Genomic DNA, 20687 nt, shown 5'->3' with positions numbered 1-20687 from the left:
AAATTTTTACATACTAAAAAAGGAGGTGCCCCATGTATTTTCCAACATCATCGGCCTTGATTGAATTTCTCATCTTGGCCATCCTAGAACAAGGGGATTCCTATGGTTATGAGATTAGCCAAACCATTAAACTCATTGCCAAAATCAAGGAATCTACCCTCTACCCCATCTTGAAAAAACTGGATACCAACCGCTATTTGACTACATACTCTCGCGAATACCAAGGTCGGATGCGGAAGTACTACTCCTTGACAGAAATCGGAGAGGAGCAACTCTTTGTCCTTCGAGAAGAATGGACACTCTACACTGACACTATCAACGGCATCATAGAAGGGAGCATTCGCCATGACAAGAACTGAATATTTGAATCAGCTTGAAGCCTATCTGATGAAGCTTCCTCAATCTGATCGCATTGAAGCCATGGATTACTTCAAAGAACTCTTTGATGATGCGGGTCCAGAAGGTGAGGAGGAGCTTATCGCTAGCCTGGGAAGTCCAAAAGAAGCTGCCCATGATGTCCTGACTACACTTCTTGATAAGAAAATCAACGAAGAAAATTCCAGTAAGAACGACCGCCATATTTTACGCATCGCTCTACTAGCCCTTCTTGCAGCCCCTATCGGAATTCCAGTCGGAATTGCTATTCTCATGGCTATCATCGGGATTTTTATCGCTGCTGTCAGTATACTTATAGCCTTCTTTGCTGTATCAGTAGCTGGACTAATCCTAGGAGGCGTTCTCCTATTTGAAAGCTTCTACGTTCTGGCTGAATCGACATCTGCTTTTGTACTGATTTTTGGTGGAGGTTTACTGGCAATCGGAGCTTCGTCTCTAGTCTTACTAGCGACTTCCTATGTAGCACGTTTCTTTGGATTACTAGTCCTTCGACTTATCCAATGGATTCTTAATAGAGGAAAGAGAGGTGAAAGACATGCGTAAATGGACAAAAGGATTTCTTATCTTTGGTGTTGTTACCAGTATCATCGGTTTTTCAATGATGATCATCGGCATCCAAACAGACGGAGTCAGAAGCCTCCTTGCAATGTCTCAAAATCCAGTCTTTGAAAGTCGAATGGAAGAACTCGTTTTTGATCAAGATATTGAAAATCTAAACATCTCACTAACAGAACATTCGCTCGTCATTACGGAGTCAAATGATGATAAGATTCACCTCCAGTATCATCCAACCATCTCTGAAAAAGAAAATCTTCAACACTCTATCAAAGAGAAAAGTCTTGAAATAACTGACACCAAGTCTACTACACGTCGCTCTATAGGTTCTAGTATCGAAGGTATCCTCTTTATCGCAAGCGGAATTTCTAGCCGCAATGATGAAGTTGTTCTCTCATTACCAAGAGGAAAAGACTTAAAAAATCTAACTGCCCAGGTAAACCATCGTATCCTTTCAATTGCTAATGCAAAACTCAGCAATGCCAAGATTCTGTCAAATGGATATCTCCTTCGTATCACTGATAGCGAGATTAAAAATAGCCAACTGATCACAACTGGAATTGTCAATGTATTTGAAACCAGTCTAACAGATAGCCGCATCCAAGCAGACCATGAACATATCTCTGCTGAGGATATTCAAGTACATGGTAAGGTAGAGCTAGAGTCAAAAAAAGATATGGTCATCAAGCTAGCTAAAAAAGAACTTGAGAGAATTAATGTAGAACTTTCTTCTGACCATGGTTCCATCTATCATCGTAGTCGGGAAGGATATAATCCAAACGAGGAAAACAAGGAAGATGAAGAATTCTCAAATCCTTACAAAGTAGAGAAAAAAGATACGCAAGATTTACTTGTCGCAAAAGCTGGTCAAGACATCAATCTACCAAAAGAGGATGTTCGCTCGCCTTCTTATAGACATCATGAATAAAAAGTTACTAATCAAAAGGGAGGTCTCATCATGACTCAAGAATGGTTTGAAAGTGCTGATTTAGATAAAACAGCCATCAATGATAAAAAAGAAAGTCCATCTGACCCAGTCATTCCCGAGGAAGAACTAAAAGAAAAAGAAGAGTTGCCAGTAGTCGAGGAAAATTCCCAAGCTATTCCAGAAGATAAGGATGCTGATTTAGAAAAAGTAGAGGCTGAAGAACAAGAAGCTGAAGAAGAAGAACTGGCAACAAAAACAGACAAGTCAGAAAAACCTGTTAAAGAAGTTTCTCAGACAAGCAAACCTTTAACCAGCAAATCTTTGGAAAGCCCATTTTTACCAGACCCTACACCTACAAAAACTGCAATCTTCAAAGAAGAACTGGCTGATTTTTGGACCTGGCTACTAGGTGCTCTGAAAGAGCCGACAGCTCGTTTTGATACAGATAAAAAACATAGTTATAATGCCTTTGCACTCCTAACTATCTTTTCTGCTACGAGTTTCCTCTTTACTGTTTACCATGCCAAACATAGCTACTACGGCCACATGGCAAGTATCGATGCCAACTTCGTGGAACAATTCCCATCTCTCAATCTCTTTTCTATCTTCTCTATCTTAGTAGCGACAAGCCTCTTCTTCTTTTCTATCCTTATGGGTGGATTCGTAGTCAAACGTTTTGTCGATCAGGACAGCGATTGGACACTGGAAAGAGCCTTTCAAGAGTATGGCAGGATCTTCGCCCTTCCTATCCTACTGACAGGCGTCGCTAGCTTCTTTGCCTTCTTTAATGGCCTACGCTTTGCGGCTCTTCTCTGTCTCATTAGTATTGGTATGCTCCTACTTGGCAACCTCTACATCATCTCAAGACCGAGTAAGGATAGCTCAACTGATCCCTTTTATCGCCTGCTCTTGGCTGTCCTCGTCAACGGAAGCGTCCTATTTCTCTTCTTCCTAGCAGAAATGGCACTGGTTTCTGATTATCTCCGAATCCTAGCTTTTATGTAAGATAAAATCCTGTCACTCTGACAGGATTTTTTGTGTACACAAAAAGCAGACCAAACGATCTGCCTTATCACATTATTTAAAACTGGTATCCTTCATATATGCCTCTAGTTACCTTTTACTAAGTTCTCAAAATCTTCCCCCAAAACAGGTCCTACCACTATTTGGTTAGCATCCAAATCCTGACAAAGTTCCTTTGGAAGAACTTCTAAGAAGGTTTGATAATCCAGTCTAGCTACTGCTTCATAGTCTTCAGGCTTAGAACCATCTCCAGAGATTTTTACCAAGTCAATCTCCCAGACAAGGTCCTTACCAGCCAACTGCTCAACATAAGGCACAGGAACAACAGGACCTTTCGGCAAAATAGTCTTAACCCCCTGAGCCAGGTGATAGATGCCATGAACCTTACCCTCACTATCTGGGTAGAATTTCACACTTGCAGGGTAGGCATCTGACCCTTGAACCCTCTTAACTAATTCTTCAAAACGTGCCAGTCCATCTTCTTCTAGGAAACTTTCTAAATCCTTCTTATCAAAGTAAACAGGTGAAAGAATTCCTTGGCAAAAGGCCAAACGAGCAGCCTTATCCGCTAGATAGCTCTTAACCGTTTCTTGAAAATAGTTTTCCAAATCAAAGTCTGCCAAGCCTTCAACTGCTTCACCAACCTTGCTAGACAAAGCCCGCAAGAGCCCTTCTACAACCTCCCAGTCAGCTCTTGTAATTAAGTCAGGAATGATCACTTGATAGCCTTTTTGAGCATCTAGATATCGAACTTTAAAGAGAAATTGAGACTTACCTACGATTCCACACTCGATATACTCAAGGCGATTGAGAGGTTGACGGAGGTAGATAGCATCATAACTATGCGATTCCAAGCCATCTACTAGGGCCAAGACTGACTTAGCTGTTAAAATCTCCTGTTGTCCTAAAATACTTTGTTTATTTGGAATAAAAAATGTTTTCACCATAATGGTCTCCTTTGAAATCGTTTACATATAGTATACACCATTTTCCTGAAAGATGCAGAAACAAATTTAAGATTTTTTAGTCAAAAGCATAGAAAAACAGCCCTTTAGGACTGTTAATGTTTATTATACAACTTCAGAATGGTCTAAACTCTCACCTATTGCTGCTAAACGCTCGATGACTTGATCTTGTGTCAATTCATGTTCTAAAACATAGCGATTACGTGGGTGAACACGACACTCGTGTGAGCAACCACGAAGATATTTATCTTCGTTGTCTTCTGATGCCAAGATACGGCGGTTACAGAATGGATTTCCACAGTTGACATAGCGTTCACATGGTGTTCCATCAAACCAGTCTTTGCCTACAATGGTTGGATTGACATGGTTGACATCGACTGCAATACGCTCGTCAAAGACATACATTTTCCCATCCCAAAGTTCCCCTTGAACTTCTGGATCTTTACCATAAGTGGCGATTCCTCCATGCAATTGACCGACATCTTTGTAGCCTTCACGAACCATCCAACCTGAGAATTTCTCACAGCGGACTCCACCTGTACAGTAAACCACGACACGCTTGTCCATGAATTTTTCCTTGTTATCACGAACCCATTGTGGTAACTCACGGAAGTTACGAATGTCTGGACGGATAGCCCCACGGAAGTGTCCAAGGTCGTACTCATAGTCATTACGAGTATCAAGGACCACTGTATCTTCGTCTAGAAGAGCTTCTTTGAATTCTTTTGGAGACAAGTAAGCACCTGTTGTTTCAAGTGGGTCGATGTCGTTGTCAAAGTTATCATCCTCTAAACCAAGGTGGACAATCTCTTTCTTGTAGCGAACAAACATCTTCTTGAAGGCTTGCTCACTTTCTTCGTCAATCTTGAACCAGAGGTCTTCCATACCTGGAAGGCTGTGAACGTAGTCCATGTATTTTTGCGTTGTTTCGTAGTCTCCAGAAACGGTTCCGTTGATCCCTTCGTCTGCGACTAGGATACGACCTTTGAGGCCGATTGATTTACAGAAAGCCAAATGGTCTGCAGCAAATTGTTCCGCATTTTCAATTGGAGTATAAAGGTAGTATAGTAAGACACGAATATCTTTTGACATAAGATTAATTCTCTTTTCTAAGATTAAATTATCAGAATTTTTCATTCAACTATACCAGTATACTCCCCCAAGAAAGCGAATGCAATTTATTTGACCGAAAATTGAAAACAAGACCCAGTTTCAGATCTTGTTTCAGCTAAATATTCGATGAAGAAAGGTTACCAAAAACGGCAAGGTAGCTACGATATTATTGATAACATGAACTGCATAGCTAGGATAGATACTCTTGGTATAGCGAGTTAAACCAGCACAAAAGATTCCAAATGTCGAAAAAACAAGAATATCCAGTACACTGGGAAAACTTGAAAAGTGAGGAAGAGCAAACAAAAGCGAAGGAAGAATCAGGTCAAGCCCAAATTTCGAATCTTTAAAGAAGGCATGTTGGAACAAGCCCCTATATATCAACTCTTCCATCAGAGTACCTAGGAAAAATAAGGTCAAGTAGAGACCCAACTCAGCAAAATTTGTCTCACTATAGCCAATCAACACAGCCCAACCTTCAGAAGTTGATTGTACATGTCTAGCTGTTTGGAAATTAAAAGTTATAAGGAGTACAGCTACAAGAACTGTTAGTAGTCCATACCACAACCATTTTTCTTAGGAATGACAAAAAGATAACCATGGCCTGTCTTGATTAAAATCCCTATCATGATGCTAATAAAGACAAGACTGATAAGGTTTCGGATCCAGAAAAAATTGCCAATCTGAGAAGAAAATTGCCAGTAGTTTTGAACCTTAAGTGTTAGCTAATACTCAATGAAAATCAAAGAGCAAACTAGGAAACTAGCCTCAGGCTGTACTTGAGTACGGCAAGGCGACGCTGACGTGGTTTGAATTTGATTTTCGAAGAGTATAAGAAAGCCCATATACGAAAAATAAGTAGGATAAGATTGCACTGATTTTAAAGAATGGATGGTATTTTTTCATATGTCTATAACCAATGTTAAATGTTAGAACAAATCTCTAAACAAAAACACAGAATATGCATTTATTATAAAAAGAATCACCACCTTATCTGGAAAGCACCAGACAAGGCAGTGATTGCAATTTTTAGGAATGAATACACGAAATCAATTATTCTTATGATTTTTTGCTTTTCAAGAATTCGTCGTATTGTTTTTGCATTTCATCCAATACTTTTTGGTAAGCACCTTCAGATTTAAGTTTTTCCATCAATTCTGGAATAGCTTTTTCTGGGTCTACAGTACCAGTGTTGATAGCTGTATCGAATTGTTGCATAGTGTTAGTGATAGCTGAGATTTCAGATTTCACGTTATCAGTGTTAAAGATGAATCCAAGCGCTGGAGATTCTTTTGCAGTTTCCAAGTCTTTCTTAGATTGTGCAATTTGCTCATCTGTAACGTTTTCGTTGATGTAAAGGATCCAGTTGTTACCAGTGTTCCATCCTGACATGTGAGTGTTTCCTTTGTATCCATCAAGGACTTTAACACGGTTTTCTTTACCTGCTACTTTTTCCCAGTTCTTGCCTTCTGGTCCATAAACAAGTCCGTTCAAGAGTTCTGCATTAGTGTTCAAGAGGTTCAACACTTCCATTGCTTTTTCTTTGTTCTTAGAGTTATTTGAAATTACAAAGTTAGCAACTTGTGTTGTTTGGTTTTTCTTGATGAAGTTAGTAAATGGTTTGATTTGGATGTCTCTGTTAGCAACACGAGAAAGCAAGCTGCTACCGTAGTCAGCTGGTCCTACTGTTTCTTCGCGAACAAACCAAGTATCTTGAGTAAGGTCATATGAAGTTTCGCTTGTTGCTACGTCTTTTGGAATGTATCCTGCTTCATAGAATTTGTGAAGAGTCTTCAAGTGTTCTACGAAACGAGGAACTTCGTAACGGTTTACGATCTTAGTAGTGTCGCCTTCAAGGTCGATGACGAATGGAAGTCCGTTTGCAACTGGGTAGTCAAAGTTTTCTGATGGGATAAAGTTTTTACCAACAGCAAATGGCATTACGTCTGGAGCTTTTTCTTTGATTTGTTTCAATACTGGTTCAAGTGTTTCGTATGAAGTTACACCTGAGATATCGATTCCATATTTTTCAAGAAGTGGGCCGTTGAAGGCAAAGTTTTGTGAAGATGCAACGTTGGCTGCAACTGGAACTGCGTAAATTTTACCGTTAATGCTGTTACCTTTGATGTAAGCTGGGTCAAGTGCTTTGTAAAGGTCTGCCCCTTCTTTCTTATACAAATCAGTCAAGTCTGCATAGGCACCTTTTTGAGCATTTACAACATAGTTAGATGCAAAGGCGATATCATAGTTTTCACCAGATGATGTGATAACTGACATTTTTTTATCATAGTCACCCCATCCAAGATATTGGATATCCAATTTGGCACCAACTTTTTCTCCGATGATTTTGTTTGCATTTTCTAGCAACTCATCCAAGTTATCTGGTTTATCACCGATTTGGTACATTTTGATAACAGTTTTGTCACCTGAAGCTGAGTCAGCAGCTTTTTGGTTGTTACCTTTAAGGTTTCCACAAGCAGCAAGGCTAGCAGCTAAAGCGACAAGGCTAGCAGATGCAAAAGCATATTTTTTCCAGTTTTTCATTATAAAAACTCCTTTTTTTATTTTTAAAGTTATTAACAAAATTAGATTGTTGATTTTCCTTTGTCAGAAAAATCAGAGTTAGAGAAGAAACATTGTTTCTTAGACTTCCTTACTCTTTAACACCACCGATAGTCAAACCTTTTACAAAGTAACGTTGGAAGAATGGGTAGAGGATCGCAATCGGAACAGTCGCAACTACGACCATGGCCATACGACCTGTTTCTTTTGGTAGGGCAACCGCAAGTTGTCCTGACATACCAACTGACTTAGCAATGTAATCCATGTTGTTTTGAATTTGCATGAGCAAATATTGCAATGGATACAAGTTATCACTCTTGATATAAAGAAGGGCGTTAAACCAGTCATTCCAGAATCCAAGCGCTGTCAATAGTGTGATCGTTGCGATACCTGGTAATGACAGTGGCAAACAGATTTGGAAGAAGATACGAGCTTCACTAGCTCCATCGATACGAGCTGATTCGAGGATTGCTTCTGGGATGGTTTTCTTGAAGAAGGAACGCATCAACATGATGTTGAATGGTGATAGAAGCATCGGAACAATCAAGGCCCAAATAGTATCTCCTAAGTGAAGCAATTGAGTTACCACGATATAGCCTGGTACCAAACCAGCGTTGAACAACATACTAAGAAGAGCGAAGATTGTAAAGAATTTACGATACTTAAATGTTGAACGCGAGATGGCATAGGCATAAGTTGTCGTGATAAAGACGTTTGTCAATGTACCAACAACTGTCACAAACACTGAGATAAAGAGTGCTTGTAAAATCTTATCTTTGAACTGAGCCAAAAACTCAAAACCATCTAATCCAAACTGTGATGGGAAGAAGCTATATCCATATTGAACGATACTCTTCTCATCTGTAACTGAGATAATGATGACAAAGATGAAAGGCAAGATACAAGAGAAGGCCAGCAAACCAGAAATGATACTAAAGAAGATATCTGCTTTCTTGCTGAAGGAGTGTATGCCAACATTATCAATTTTTTCTTTTTGAATTTTTTTTGCCATATGCTCCTCCTTTCTAGAATAGTGCTGAGTTAGGATCAACACGTCTTGCAAGTAAGTTTGATAGGATAACCAGAATCAAACCGACGACTGACTGATAGAGACCAGCTGCTGAAGCCATACCGATGTCTGCTGTCTGTGTCAAACCATTAAAGACATAGACGTCCAATACGTTTGTTACGCTATAGAGCTGACCAGCGTTGTGAGGGATTTGATAGAAGAGACCGAAGTCTGCACGGAAGATGTTTCCGACTGCAAGGATGGTCAATACTGTCACAAGTGGTGTCAACTGAGGGATGGTTACGTTGCGAATACGTTGCCATTTGCTAGCACCGTCCACTGTCGCTGCTTCGTAATAAGTTGGGTCAATACCCATGATTGTAGCGTAGTACATCACACTACTGTATCCGAAGCCTTTCCAGATACCTAGGAAAAGGAGGAGGTAAGGCCAGATACTGATGTCTGCGTAGAAGTTAATCCCTTTCATTCCGAGAGCTTCTAAGGTGTGATTGATAAGCCCTTTATCGATATTTAGGAAAGCATCTGTAAAGAAACTGATGATAACCCAAGATAGGAAGTACGGGAATAACATAGAAGTTTGGTAGATTTTAACCATTTGCTTAGAGCGAAGTTCACTAAGGATAATGGCAATCCCAACCGATACAATCAAACCAATAAAGATGAATCCAAGGTTGTAAAGGACAGTGTTTCGAGTGATGACAAAGGCATCTTTTGAACTAAATAAGAATCTGAAGTTATCTAGTCCAACCCATTTACTATTTATAATACTGTGGACGAATCCTTCACCAGTCATATGGTAGTCTTTGAAGGCAACCACATTTCCAAATACTGGGATGTAGAAGAATAAGATCAACCAAAGTGTCCCTGGTAAAACCATTAAGAGAAATATCCAATTATCTCTCAAAGTTTTTGAAAACTTGTTCATAATTTCCTCCCTTTTTATTTTTCTAAAACTTGATAATCTCACAATTTTTAGACTTGATAACGTTTACAAAAATAGTATACTCTTATTTTAAGGATAGTTTAAACTACTAATTATAGAAAAAACTCCACAAATTATTTTATGTGGAGAACTTTTTTTATAATAAGAAGTGTGTTTCACGAGAAACTTTCTTCCTGAATAGAGTTTCTCTAGGTCGTATAAATGGTCGAAGCTGTCGCAATGGTGTGCCACTGGTTGGCTGTCGTTGCTGCGAAGTCCTTATCTCCGTAGAAATCATTAAATGGCAAGATGTCTACTTCTAGTTCTTCGATGCGGTCAATTTGACCAGCAAGATAAGCCTCAATACGACTTTCTGCTCGCTTGATCCGCTGCAAGAGTCCACCCATACGGATGTCCACTGTATCCAAGCCAAAGACCTTGTTCTCTTTTAGCCATTGTTGACTAAAGAGAGCATGGAAGTGTTCAATCTGGCTTCTGAGTTTTGGCAATTCTCCTCTAGCGATTTGTTGCAAGCTCTCTTTATCACCTGCTTGATAGGCTTGACGAATGCGTCGGCCCACATCTACTTTACTGCTTAAAATCTGGTTCAACTGGGCCTGAGTTTCGAAAAGATAAGCGTAAATGCCTGCTCTTTCTTTGATAGCAGCAAGAGTCTCAGCTGCTTGGGCAAAGTGAGGTTTGTCCTGTTCAGGAGTCATGTGTTTGTCAAGGATTGGGCAGAGAACATCCTGGTAAAAGACATAGCGGTTGGGGTTGATACCATGTATATTACCTGGTAGGTCTGGCAATAGGTTGGCTAGATCCAGCTGCATGAAGTCCTCAACGGATAGACCTGTATTGGTCTTGAAGTGGGCAGATAGACGCTCTAAATCATTGCGGTAGCTGAGCTCCGCCCAGATTTGCAAGCTTGGTAGAATAGAGAACTGAGCTGTTTCACCACCATTATCTCCCCAACCAGTCACAATGACTTCTTTGATCTGATTGGCACGGCAGGCTTTATTGGCTTCCACAGCGATGAGACGGCTGAAATGGTTATGAGGTGTAAAGCCAATCCATTTCCAAGCACCACCTGCAAAGGCGATATCTTGGCTAATCTTGTGGTGATTACGGAAGTTTCGGTTGTATTTTTCCTTGCTATCTTGGTAATAATCCCAGTAAACCAAGGTCACACGGTCTTTGAGACGGTCAAGGTAAACACGAGTTTCTTCTGGAATTTCCACCTCACGGTCGTACTGGCCATCTGCTGACATGAGCTTGAAGAACATATCGCTCCACATCTGGCAGTGGAAACCATACTTGTCTGCAATATCCAGCACGCGCTCCAAATGTTGACACATGAGGAGGCTACGGTCCACAACACCGTTTAAGATGAGATAGCGTCCCAAACCAACCAAGTGAGCTTCGTCCATCCCGATATTGACCTTGCGAGTTTGTAGTTTAGACAAAGTAGCAAACATACCGTCAATCAGATCGTAGACTTTTTCTTCACCGATGAGGAGAATATCCTCTACATCGCGGAGTTCTTGCACTTCTTTGACGCCCCATTTGACAAAGGCTGACAAGTGGGCCAAGGTCTGGATGCATGGGACAAAGGTCATGTCAAACTGCTGGGCGTATGCTTCAATTTCCTGTAACTCTTCAGCTGAGTATGCTCCACGGAAATAACCAAAGTAAGGTTGCCCCTCAATCTGATAGGTGTCTTCCATATAGAGCTCAAAGGTTGAATAACCCATGAGAGCCAAGACTTCAATCATCTGTTTGGCAGATGCGACATTGAGCACGGCATTGCGCGAACAGTCCGCCATATAGGCTAAATCTTCATAGGCCGCCTGCTCTTCAATCTCTACCTTGTCCCCTTCTGCTAAAGCTGTTGCTAGCACAGATAAAGCACGGTAGAGTTGATGAGGTTTACGGTAGATCAGTTGATACTGCCCCTTCTCACCCTTGATAGAGATAGAAGCTTGGTCAGATTGAGCGACTGCCACCTCTACATCTGATAGAGAAATGTGACTTTTTAATACTTCGATAGCTTGCGCTTGTTTGGAACTAAGTCCTGTAAAAATTACCATTGGTTTTCCTCCTGTAACCAGTTGACAAGGGCACCGTAGAGATTGGCATCTGCGTGATAGGTGCAGGCTTGAATAACTGGAGCAATTGTATATTCTTCATATCTTTCCACAAAGGAGTCTACTGCTTTTTGCACACCCTTAATAAAATCAGGGTTCTGACTGATAGAGCCACCTAGGCTAATGACATCTGGGTCGATTAGGTACTGGATATTGAGCAGGCCTTGAGCTAGGTTGCGATTCATACGCTCAATAGCTTCTTGGCAGAGGGCATTTCCTGCCGCAGCCTCTTGGTAAATCCTACGCCCATCCCAGTCAGACTGACCTGATTTTTCAATCACATAACGAACCATGTTTCCTGTAGAAGCGAGTTGCGACCAGTTGTTGAGTTTTTCTGCTGGTTCGATGGTTGTCATGTAGCCAAACTCACCACCCAAACCATGACGACCACGGTGTAGCTTGCCATTGATGATCATAGCCCCACCGATTCCTGTACCAATCACGACACAGGCTGCATTTTCAATCTCAGGATGAGCTAGTAATTCACTCAGTCCAACGCAGTTGGCATCATTTTCTAGATGGACAGGTAGCTTATAATGAGCAAGGGCCTCATACCATGAAAAACCATGGATGTAAGGAATGGCGCTAATCCCCTCAATCACTCCTGTTTCTTGATTAACTGCACCTGGCACACTCATAGCAATCCCACGATAGTCTTGCTCTGACAAACGTTGGTCCAACCAAGCTAGCAACTCTTCCAGAGTCTCTGGAGTTGGTGTGCTCGCCTTATCTAAAATCTTTCCATCAGGAGTTAGACTGGCAAACTTAATTCCAGTCCCTCCAATATCAATGGTTGCAAGTGTCATTTCTTTCACCTGTAAAAAGGAGCGAATTAGCAATTGGTTCTTACTTTTTCGCTCCTCCTTTCTGTTTATGTTTTCTTTTTGAAATTAAATTTCTTCTTTTTTAATCAATTCTGTACGAATTTCTTGCGGTGCCAATAGTCCTGAGTGAACTGGATATGGGCGTTCTAGCAAGTCAAGAATGGTTTGTTGTTTGTCAGACACACGAACATTTTCTTGGCTCATGTTGTAGTAACGAAGGACATAACCTTCTTCATTTTCAGCTACCTTAAAGGCTGTTGGACAAACTTGTGGCAAGTTCAGTGCTGGATGGTTGAAGAGACTACCTGTTGCTGCAACACTACCTTCTTGTTTTGCAACTTGAAGAGCTGTAAATGGCACCTGGAAGGCTTTAGCACGACGGAAGGCCGAGAAGCGTTCCCCTGCTTGATGGCATTCTACTGCAAACTCAACTTCGATATCGCGCAAGCATTGTGCTTCTGGTGTTGGGAAGTAGCCCCAGTCACCGAGTTCACCTGAAGCACGAAGAAGTGTTACAGCTATTGTGTCGTCTCCAAGGATTTCGTATTCGTGCAATCCTTTATTGGATACGGTAACTCCTTTAACATCATCATACAAGCTGACAAAAGCTTGTTGGTGTTGTGGATTTTCAGGATTTTCCCAAGAAGCTGCCGGTTTATTTGGTCTTGTCACAACTTCATAAATGCTTTCAGAATCATTGCTTGGACGTGTGTTGTGAGTTTTGACCAAGAGACGGATGCGGTGGTCTTTAGCAGTATTTGTAAGTCGAGTCTTGAAGCGAAGTTGTGGACTATCTACAAAGACAGTCATCTCAGTTTCAAGAGGAATAGTTGTCAATTCTTCTGAACGACCTGCATCTCGTTTCATGAACTCGATGATGCCTCTTTGCTCAGCATCCAATTTTTCATCTGCGCTAACTGGAATAGTCAAGTCGTGTTTGAGCAAGACCTTAGCATAGCGAGCATTGTTTTCTAGAACTTCATAACCTTTCAGTTGAGCGTAGATTGGCTCAGTTCCTTTCGGCTGGAAGTAAATGTACTCGTTACCAATATCTCCACGGTCCTCGAATTGGATGAAATCTTCGTAAGCTTCGTTTGTAGTCTTGTCATAGACTGTGATTCCTTCATCTACACTCACAGTTACGAATGGTGTATCAATGACTCCATTTTGGTAAATACCATCACGGTATTCTACTTGACCTTCGACCAATTGGAAGCTTGCCCAAGAAAGCGGAGCAAGGTGAACTGGGATTGTCACGCGCACTTGACGAGCGATATAAGGCTGACGGAATTTATCCTTAGGCAAAGTATAGCCAAAACTCGCTCCCAAGTCTTCAATCTTGGCTTCAAGGACATGACCATCCAAATCTTCAACATGATATTCTGGCAAGGTCACAGCTGCCATCTTCTTGTAGCCTTCTGTTGGATGCAATTCTTTGAAATCACAAGTGACAACATCCACCACAACACTGACTGTATCAACCTTGTCATGTAAGGCTGTGTTGACGACGGTAAAGAGGTGATCACTTTGCGCTTCCTGAGTTGCTATTTTATGTTTCCACTCATTGAGAAGGTTACTCTTAACAAAATTCCCGACTTGATTAACCTTTGCAAAGCGAGTTTCCATTTCACGGTGAACTTCATCAATACTGCATCCACAGATACTATCGTGTGGTGCATTTTGCAAGAGTACTTTCCAAGCATAGGTCAATTGATCCTTGTGGTTATGTCCACCAGTGATGATGGTCAAAGGTTCTACTACTTGCTCCAGCAAATTGCTGTTTTCTTGGAAGGCTTGTTTGAGATAAACACGTGAAGAAGAGGTATTGGCAAGGGTGTACCAACCATCCGTTTCCTGGCTAGTCAACTCACCTGTAACTGTTGATAGGTGTTCAGGAAGTGCGCTTTCCACTGCTTGAACGTATTCATCAAAGGAGCTGTGAATAAAGGTCACGTCTGGGAAAAGTTCGTTTGCCACACGAATAGCTTCACTCAAGTTTCGTTGAACTGGTTGGTGGTCACATCCGTTCATCATCAACCATTGGTTAGTAGAAGCATAGTCACGTACGTCTGCCAATTTTTGTTTCCAGAAAGTCAAAGCCTCGTCTTTATCCACTGGAATTTCATTCCCGTTACTGTACCAGTTAGCAAAAAGAATACCGAGTACACGGCTACCATCAGCCCCTTGCCAGTACATCTCAGAAAATTGAGAGGTAAACTGTTCATCTTCAAGGACTTGGTTATCAAATCCGATTGGCTTCACACCACGGCCAAAGGCTGCTACGTGAATACCTGATTTTTGAAGGATTTGAGGAGCTTGCCCCATATTTCCAAAGGTATCTGGGAAGTAGCCAATCTGCGTAGATTTGCCCCATTTAGCGCATTCAGCCTGACCAATCAAGGTATTGCGGACATTGGCTTCACTGGAGATCAAATAATCATCCTGCAAGATATAAAAGGGACCAATCTTAAGCTTGCCCTCGTCAATATAACGTTGCACCTTGTCACGGTTTTCAGGGCGAATTTCTAAATAGTCATCAAGGACGATGGTTTGGCCATCCAAGTGGAAACTTTTGAATTCAGGGTCATTTTCAAAGAGATCAAACAGATTGTCAAAAAGTTCCACCAATTGCATACGGTGACTTTCAAAAGGTAGATACCACTCACGATCCCAGTGACTGTGAGAGATGATATGTACAACAACATTTTCCATGAGTAAAACCTCATTCTAACTTAAATTTAAAAATATATTTGTGATTCTTTACAAGAATCTGTCGAGCAAAAGCTCATTAGCGAATATCTAGGTAATCCAAGACTAATTCGCAGAACATCATGTTGGCCCATGAGAACCATTCGCGTGAGTAAAGTGTCGGATCGTCTACGTGGAAGCTTTCGTGCATAACGCCTGTACCTCCATCGCAGGCAACTAGTTGATCTAGCAAGAATTTTTTCTCAGCTTTATCTGTAGCAGTTAAGCCTTGGATAGATAGAGCAATCGGCCAGATATAGCGGTAGAAGGTATGTGAACTTCCGAGTCCACTTGCGTACTCTCCTTGGTAGAAGTATGGATTTTCAGGGCTCAGAATAGTGCGACGAGTGGCTTGATACACTTCATCATTGACATCACAATAACCAAGATATGGAACAGCTAACAAACTTGGCACGTTAGGATCGTCCATGATACTAGCATTTCCTAAACCATCTACCTCAAAGGCATAAATCTTTTCACCCTTGCTGTTAGTGGTGTAGGCGTAGTTTTCGATCCCTTCTTGAATCTCAGTTTGGAGGCGTTTGGCATCTGCAATGATTCTCTCACTATCGGCTAGATTCAATTCTGCAAAGATTTCTTGCACATAGCCCAAGACAACTACTGCAAACATATTTGACGGGATTAAGTAGCTATACTGACAACAGTCGTCACTTGGACGAAAGGCTGACCAAGTCATCCCAGTCACGGCAAAGTCTGGCCCAAAACCGTCATTTACCAAGGTATCTTCCTTACGATCAGTATCACGGACGAAGCGATAAGGCGAGTTCTTATGATCTTGTTCCACCGTCCAAAGATGAAGGATTTCCTTGGTCGCTGTGACAAAGGTTTCATCAAATTGGCTAGTCTCACCAGTTTCTTTCCAGAGAAGATAAGCCAACTGCAAAGGGTAGCAAAGCGAATCCACTTCATACTTACGCTCCCAAATCCAGCCATTCAAGTCTGTATGGTCTGTCTCGTGGTGGCCTTTCCAGTTCTCCTCAATATTGAAAGAGTTGGCATAGGGATCTTTGAGAATCAAAGTCATCTGACGTTTGACCAGACCTGCAATGGTCTGACGCAAGAGAGGATCTCTTTTTGCCACATGAAGGTAAGGTCTCAGCTGAGCAGTCGAGTCCCGAAGCCACATAGCTGGGATATCTCCAGTCAGTACAAAAGTTGAGCCGTCTTCTAAGATCTCAACTGTATTGTCCAAGGTGTCTGTATAGCAACGTTCAAAGACATCAACCCACTCAGGATGATCTTTAGCACGCTCCGCTACCTCATCTAGCCACTCTCTGACAATTTCTTTTGAATAAACCATAAACTATTTTGCCTCTTTCAAACAAATTTTCATTTTCAGTATATAGCTTTTAGTCCAGAAAATATATACACAAATGTTAGTCATTATTCTACAAAATTGTTATATTTTGAAGTCATTTTCTAAAAGTATCCTTTTTCTGATATAATGTAGAAAACTACTGAAGGAAACCACTATGAAACCGATACTTGAAACCATTGATACGCGTTTTGGAACAGCCAGTAAACATGCATTTTCACGAGGAAACACCCTACCCTACACAGGTGTTCCTTTTGGCATGAATTACTTTGTCCCCCAAACCAGTGATCAAGAAGGATCATGGTTTTTTGATCCTCACCTTCCTATCTTTCAGGGTATTCGACTAACCCATCAGCCTAGTCCTTGGATTGGCGATTATTCTTGGTTGCTACTGACACCTGTTACAGGAGAAATCAGAGGTGACTCTCTCTTCCATCGTCAGTCTTCTTATAATCTTGAACGTGCTATTTTCAATCCTCATTTTCTAAAGATTTTTTCTGAGCGTTATCAGATTGAAACGCAGCTAAGTCCTACTTGCCATGGAGCTTCTATTCAACTAAGACAAACACAAGGAAAAGCCCTCTCCCTCTATCTTCACGCAGCAGATGAACTGACAGTTGAACAAGTCGATAAGCGAACTCTGGCCCTGAGACAAGAAGGTGAAACCGAAACTAATAAAAGTCCTCTCGTCATGTACACTGCCCTCACATTCTCTACGGATATTCTATCTATCAATCAAGAGGGGCAAGACTGGCGTATTGATTTGGCTGGAGCGGAAGCTCAGATTCAATTGGCCACTTCATTTATTTCCAAAGAACAAGCTTTCTTTAATCTTCCTAAACAGGATTTTACAGAAACAAGAGCAGACGCCAAAAAAAGTTGGGAAGATCTTCTAGGCCGATTTGATGTCGTGGAAACCGGCTCTGTAGACCGAACATTTTTTGATCATTGTCTATACAGACTCTTTCTCTTCCCGCAAACCTTTTATGAGGTGAGTGAACAGGGAGAAGAGATTCATATAGACCTCGCTTCAGGAACAATTAAACCAGGTCTTCTCTTTACCAATAATGGTTTCTGGGATACCTTCCGCACTTCATTCCCACTCTTTGCCTTGATTATTCCAGAGCACTATCGTCAGTTTCTCGAAGGCTTCCTCAATAGCTATCGAGATACTGGATATCTCCCTAAGTGGCTTGCCCCTGATGAAAGAGGAATGATGCCTGGCACTTTGATTGATGGCGTACTAGCAGATAGCGCCTGCAAAAACATGGCACCTGAGTTTGAAGAAGAATTTCTCAAAGCCATGATTGAAACTGCTACTAAGGTAGATCCAAAAGCTATCAACGGGCGACACGGCCTAAGCCAATACCAAGAACTGGGCTATTTATCCACAGACCACCACGAAAGTGTCAGTCATACACTGGACTATGCTTACAGTGATTTTTGCATCTCTACCTGCGCAGCAAAATTAGGTCAAGAAAATCTAGCTCAAACCTATGCTCAATATGCTAAGAATTATCAAAACCTATTTGACTCTGAGACGGGTTACATGAGGGCGCGTGATGTAGATGGCAACTTCCGTCCTGACTTTTCTCCATATAGTTGGGGGCGAGATTACGCCGAATGTTCAGCTATTCAAGCCAGTCTAGGTGTCTTACATGACATTTCTGGACTTAGCCAACTAATGGGTGGAAAAGAAGCCTTTAGTAACTATCTTTTAAAAGCTTGTCAAAGTCTCCCTCTCTTTGAAACGACAGGCTATGGATATGAAATTCACGAGATGAGCGAAATGGCAACAGCACCATTTGGTCAACTAGCCATTTCAAACCAACCAAGCTTTCACATCCCTTATCTCTTCCGCTATAGCAATTATCCTCAATACACCAGTCTCTTAATCAAGACTCTCCGTCAAAAAGCCTTTCGAGCTGGCTGGAATGCTTATCCAGGAGATGAGGATAACGGTAGTCTATCTGCCTGGTATGTCTGGTCTGCCCTTGGACTTTACCCAACCTGCCCAGGAAAAGCAAGTTATGACCTTGGAATTCCACTCTTTGACCACCTTCGTGTTTATCTTGCAGAAAAAAATCAGTGGTTGGATGTTCGTACTCAGCAAAATCATGAACACTTCCACTTTGTAAAAAACTGTCATCTTGACGGAAAAGAAGTTCAGAGTATTGGTCACCAGGATTTGCTAAACGCCCAAACCCTCAACTTTACCCTCAGCTGGTTACCAAATCACTCATAGTTCAAAACCCTTTGTCATGTACAAGGGGATTTTCTGATTTATAGTAAATCTTCCACAAAGTTATCCACAGATTGTGCATAACTTTCAATCAACTTTCAAATCAATTTCATGTACTTCCAAACGATTTCTCTCAACCATTTTTTTGACATTCTAATGTTAAACACCGTAATATCCTGTTCTATCAGTCTTTATAACTGACTAGCTTAGTACCCAACTCACACATTCTATCTCTTTTTTCTAAACTAACATTTGGAAAACAATTTTTTATTTCACAAAGTTATCCACAGATTGTGTATAACTTTTACTCAAGTACAAACTCCATCTGATAAATCCGCCTACATTTTTTATAGGAAATTTCGAATTTTGTTAGGCGCTTTCAAAAAAACATGATATACTGAAATTATCAGAAAAGGAGACATTATGAAAAAAGATCAACACCAACTTAATTGGCTGATGGTTTCTCTGATTGCTTTCAACATGGTTTGGGGGCTCGGAAACGTCGTCAACAACTATTCTCAACAGGGGATTTCAGTCGTCGTATCTTGGGTTTTAATCCTCGCACTCTATTTTATCCCTTACTCTCTCATCGTCGGACAACTAGGTTCTACCTTTAAGGAAAGCGGAAGCGGTGTTAGTGAATGGGTCGAAAAAACATCAACCAAACGTCTAGCCTACTTCGCTGCTTGGACCTACTGGGTTGTTCACATTCCTTACCTCGCACAAAAGCCTCAAGGAATCCTTATTCCGCTTGGATGGGCCTTGCAGGGTAACGGACAATTTCTAAAACAGATTGACATCCACTGGATTGTTATTCTTTGTTTACTAATCTTTGGACTTTTCCTCTACCTTTCTACAAAAGGATTGACAACACTGAAAGTCATAGGTAGCTTGGCAGGAAGTGCCATGTTGATTATGTCTTTACTCTTTGTGCTTTTGGCTGTCGGTCTGCCTTTCATCAAACCAGACATCCAGTTTGCGACACCACACATGGATCAACTGAGCACTTACATTCCAAACTTTGATTTTTCTTATTTTACAACCATCTCACTACTGGTCTTTGCAGTTGGTGGTTGTGAAAAAATTTCTCCTTATGTGAATCAAACTCGCAATCCTGCAAAAGAATTTCCAAAAGGCATGATTGTCATGGCAATCATGGTAGGACTCTCTGCTATCCTTGGTTCAGTTGCCATGGGAATGCTATTTGATGGTAATAATATCCCTGAAGACCTCATGCGTAATGGTGCTTATCAAGCCTTCCAAATGTTAGGAAATTCTTGGGGAGTTGGAAACCTATTTGTCGTGATTTACGCTCTTACAAATATGGTCGGACAAATAGCGGCACTTGCCTTCTCTATTGACGCACCATTGCAAATCCTTCTCAATAACGCTGATGAAAACTACATCCCAAGCTGGCTTCGTAAACGTACTGAAAAAGGTGTCCTCATTAACGGCTACCTCCTTACAGGCGTCCTCGTTAGCCTTATCATCATCCTTCCAATTTTTGGTATTCAGGAAATTGACGGACTTGTAAAATGGATGACCAACCTCAACTCTATCGTAATGCCAATGCGTTATCTCTGGGTATTCCTTGCCTATATGATGCTCAACCGTGCTTGGAAAACATACAAAAATGCCGAATACAAGTTTGTGAACAATCCTAAACTTGGTTTTGTTATCGGTACTTGGTGTTTCCTCTTCACTGCCTTTGCTTGTATCCTTGGTATGGTTCCAAAAATTAGCTATGCTGAGAATCCAACTGCTTGGCAATTCTCTTTGCTTACAAATATCTTGACACCAATTATTCTGATTGGTTTAGGAGTTATTCTACCAGTACTTGCCAAAAAAGAACAAAAGAAACAAATCAAATAAATTCTACTACTAGCTAGATAAAAT

General features: G+C 41.2%; 15 protein-coding genes and 1 pseudogene. 6 read left to right on the top strand and 10 right to left on the bottom strand.

The features are described from left to right. The first annotated feature begins 32 nt into the window (after positions 1–32). The 4 genes from QM374_RS02570 to QM374_RS02555 are packed head-to-tail and all read left to right on the top strand — an operon-like array spanning position 33 to position 2884. A complete protein-coding gene (locus tag QM374_RS02570) occupies positions 33–359 on the top strand; it encodes a PadR family transcriptional regulator (RefSeq protein ID WP_000273853.1) in 327 nt (108 codons plus the stop codon). Continuing rightward, positions 346–939, top strand: coding sequence for a DUF1700 domain-containing protein (locus tag QM374_RS02565; RefSeq protein ID WP_414310779.1), 594 nt, complete (start codon positions 346–348; stop codon positions 937–939). The genes QM374_RS02570 and QM374_RS02565 overlap by 14 nt, the downstream gene beginning before the upstream one ends. Next, the gene (locus QM374_RS02560) at positions 932–1879 is read left to right on the top strand and encodes a DUF4097 family beta strand repeat-containing protein (RefSeq protein WP_414310778.1); all 948 of its coding nucleotides are present in this window, start codon (positions 932–934) and stop codon (positions 1877–1879) included. Before QM374_RS02565 ends, QM374_RS02560 begins: the two co-directional genes overlap by 8 nt. A gap of 30 nt (positions 1880–1909) precedes the next feature. Then, entirely contained in the window at positions 1910–2884 is a 975-nt protein-coding gene (locus QM374_RS02555; RefSeq protein ID WP_414310777.1) for a DUF6574 domain-containing protein, read from the top strand. Between the two features lie 104 nt (positions 2885–2988). Here QM374_RS02555 and QM374_RS02550 read toward each other — a convergent pair whose 3' ends face one another. The 10 genes and pseudogenes from QM374_RS02550 to QM374_RS02505 form a co-directional block, all read right to left on the bottom strand. Next, a complete protein-coding gene (locus tag QM374_RS02550) occupies positions 2989–3849 on the bottom strand; it encodes a DUF4299 family protein (RefSeq protein WP_414310776.1) in 861 nt (286 codons plus the stop codon). A gap of 123 nt (positions 3850–3972) precedes the next feature. Then, positions 3973–4959 (bottom strand): rhodanese-related sulfurtransferase, encoded by a 987-nt coding sequence (locus QM374_RS02545; protein ID WP_414310775.1) that lies wholly within the window; start codon positions 4957–4959, stop codon positions 3973–3975. A gap of 132 nt (positions 4960–5091) precedes the next feature. Next, positions 5092–5705 (bottom strand): annotated as a pseudogene (locus QM374_RS02540) (lysostaphin resistance A-like protein); the annotation flags it as partial. Positions 5706–6039: 334 nt separating this feature from the next. Further along, on the bottom strand, positions 6040–7524 hold the full coding sequence (locus QM374_RS02535) for an ABC transporter substrate-binding protein (RefSeq protein WP_414310774.1): 1485 nt from the start codon (positions 7522–7524) through the stop codon (positions 6040–6042). Positions 7525–7633: 109 nt separating this feature from the next. Further along, a complete protein-coding gene (locus tag QM374_RS02530) occupies positions 7634–8554 on the bottom strand; it encodes a carbohydrate ABC transporter permease (protein ID WP_006149055.1) in 921 nt (306 codons plus the stop codon). Between the two features lie 13 nt (positions 8555–8567). Further along, entirely contained in the window at positions 8568–9497 is a 930-nt protein-coding gene (locus QM374_RS02525; protein WP_001032156.1) for an ABC transporter permease, read from the bottom strand. Positions 9498–9703: 206 nt separating this feature from the next. Beyond that, the gene (locus QM374_RS02520) at positions 9704–11584 is read right to left on the bottom strand and encodes a beta-N-acetylhexosaminidase (protein ID WP_414310773.1); all 1881 of its coding nucleotides are present in this window, start codon (positions 11582–11584) and stop codon (positions 9704–9706) included. Next, a complete protein-coding gene (locus tag QM374_RS02515; protein ID WP_414310772.1) occupies positions 11578–12447 on the bottom strand; it encodes an ROK family protein in 870 nt (289 codons plus the stop codon). Before QM374_RS02515 ends, QM374_RS02520 begins: the two co-directional genes overlap by 7 nt. Before the next feature lie 84 nt (positions 12448–12531). Next, positions 12532–15177, bottom strand: a complete 2646-nt coding sequence (locus QM374_RS02510; RefSeq protein ID WP_414310771.1) for an alpha-mannosidase — start codon at positions 15175–15177, stop codon at positions 12532–12534. 76 nt (positions 15178–15253) lie between these two features. Then, entirely contained in the window at positions 15254–16534 is a 1281-nt protein-coding gene (locus QM374_RS02505) for a glycoside hydrolase family 125 protein (protein WP_414310770.1), read from the bottom strand. Positions 16535–16706: 172 nt separating this feature from the next. Between QM374_RS02505 and QM374_RS02500 the strand changes: the two genes are divergently transcribed. Continuing rightward, positions 16707–18794 (top strand): GH92 family glycosyl hydrolase, encoded by a 2088-nt coding sequence (locus QM374_RS02500; protein WP_414310769.1) that lies wholly within the window; start codon positions 16707–16709, stop codon positions 18792–18794. A 420-nt stretch (positions 18795–19214) separates the two neighbouring features. Then, entirely contained in the window at positions 19215–20663 is a 1449-nt protein-coding gene (locus tag QM374_RS02495; RefSeq protein WP_414310768.1) for an APC family permease, read from the top strand. Positions 20664–20687 lie beyond the last annotated feature (24 nt).

The sequence above is a fragment of the Streptococcus infantis genome (assembly GCF_047465525.1).
Classification (GTDB): domain Bacteria; phylum Bacillota; class Bacilli; order Lactobacillales; family Streptococcaceae; genus Streptococcus; species Streptococcus infantis_R.
The sequence above is the reverse complement of the archived record's forward strand: the minus strand, read 5'-3'. Positions and strand labels throughout refer to the sequence as shown.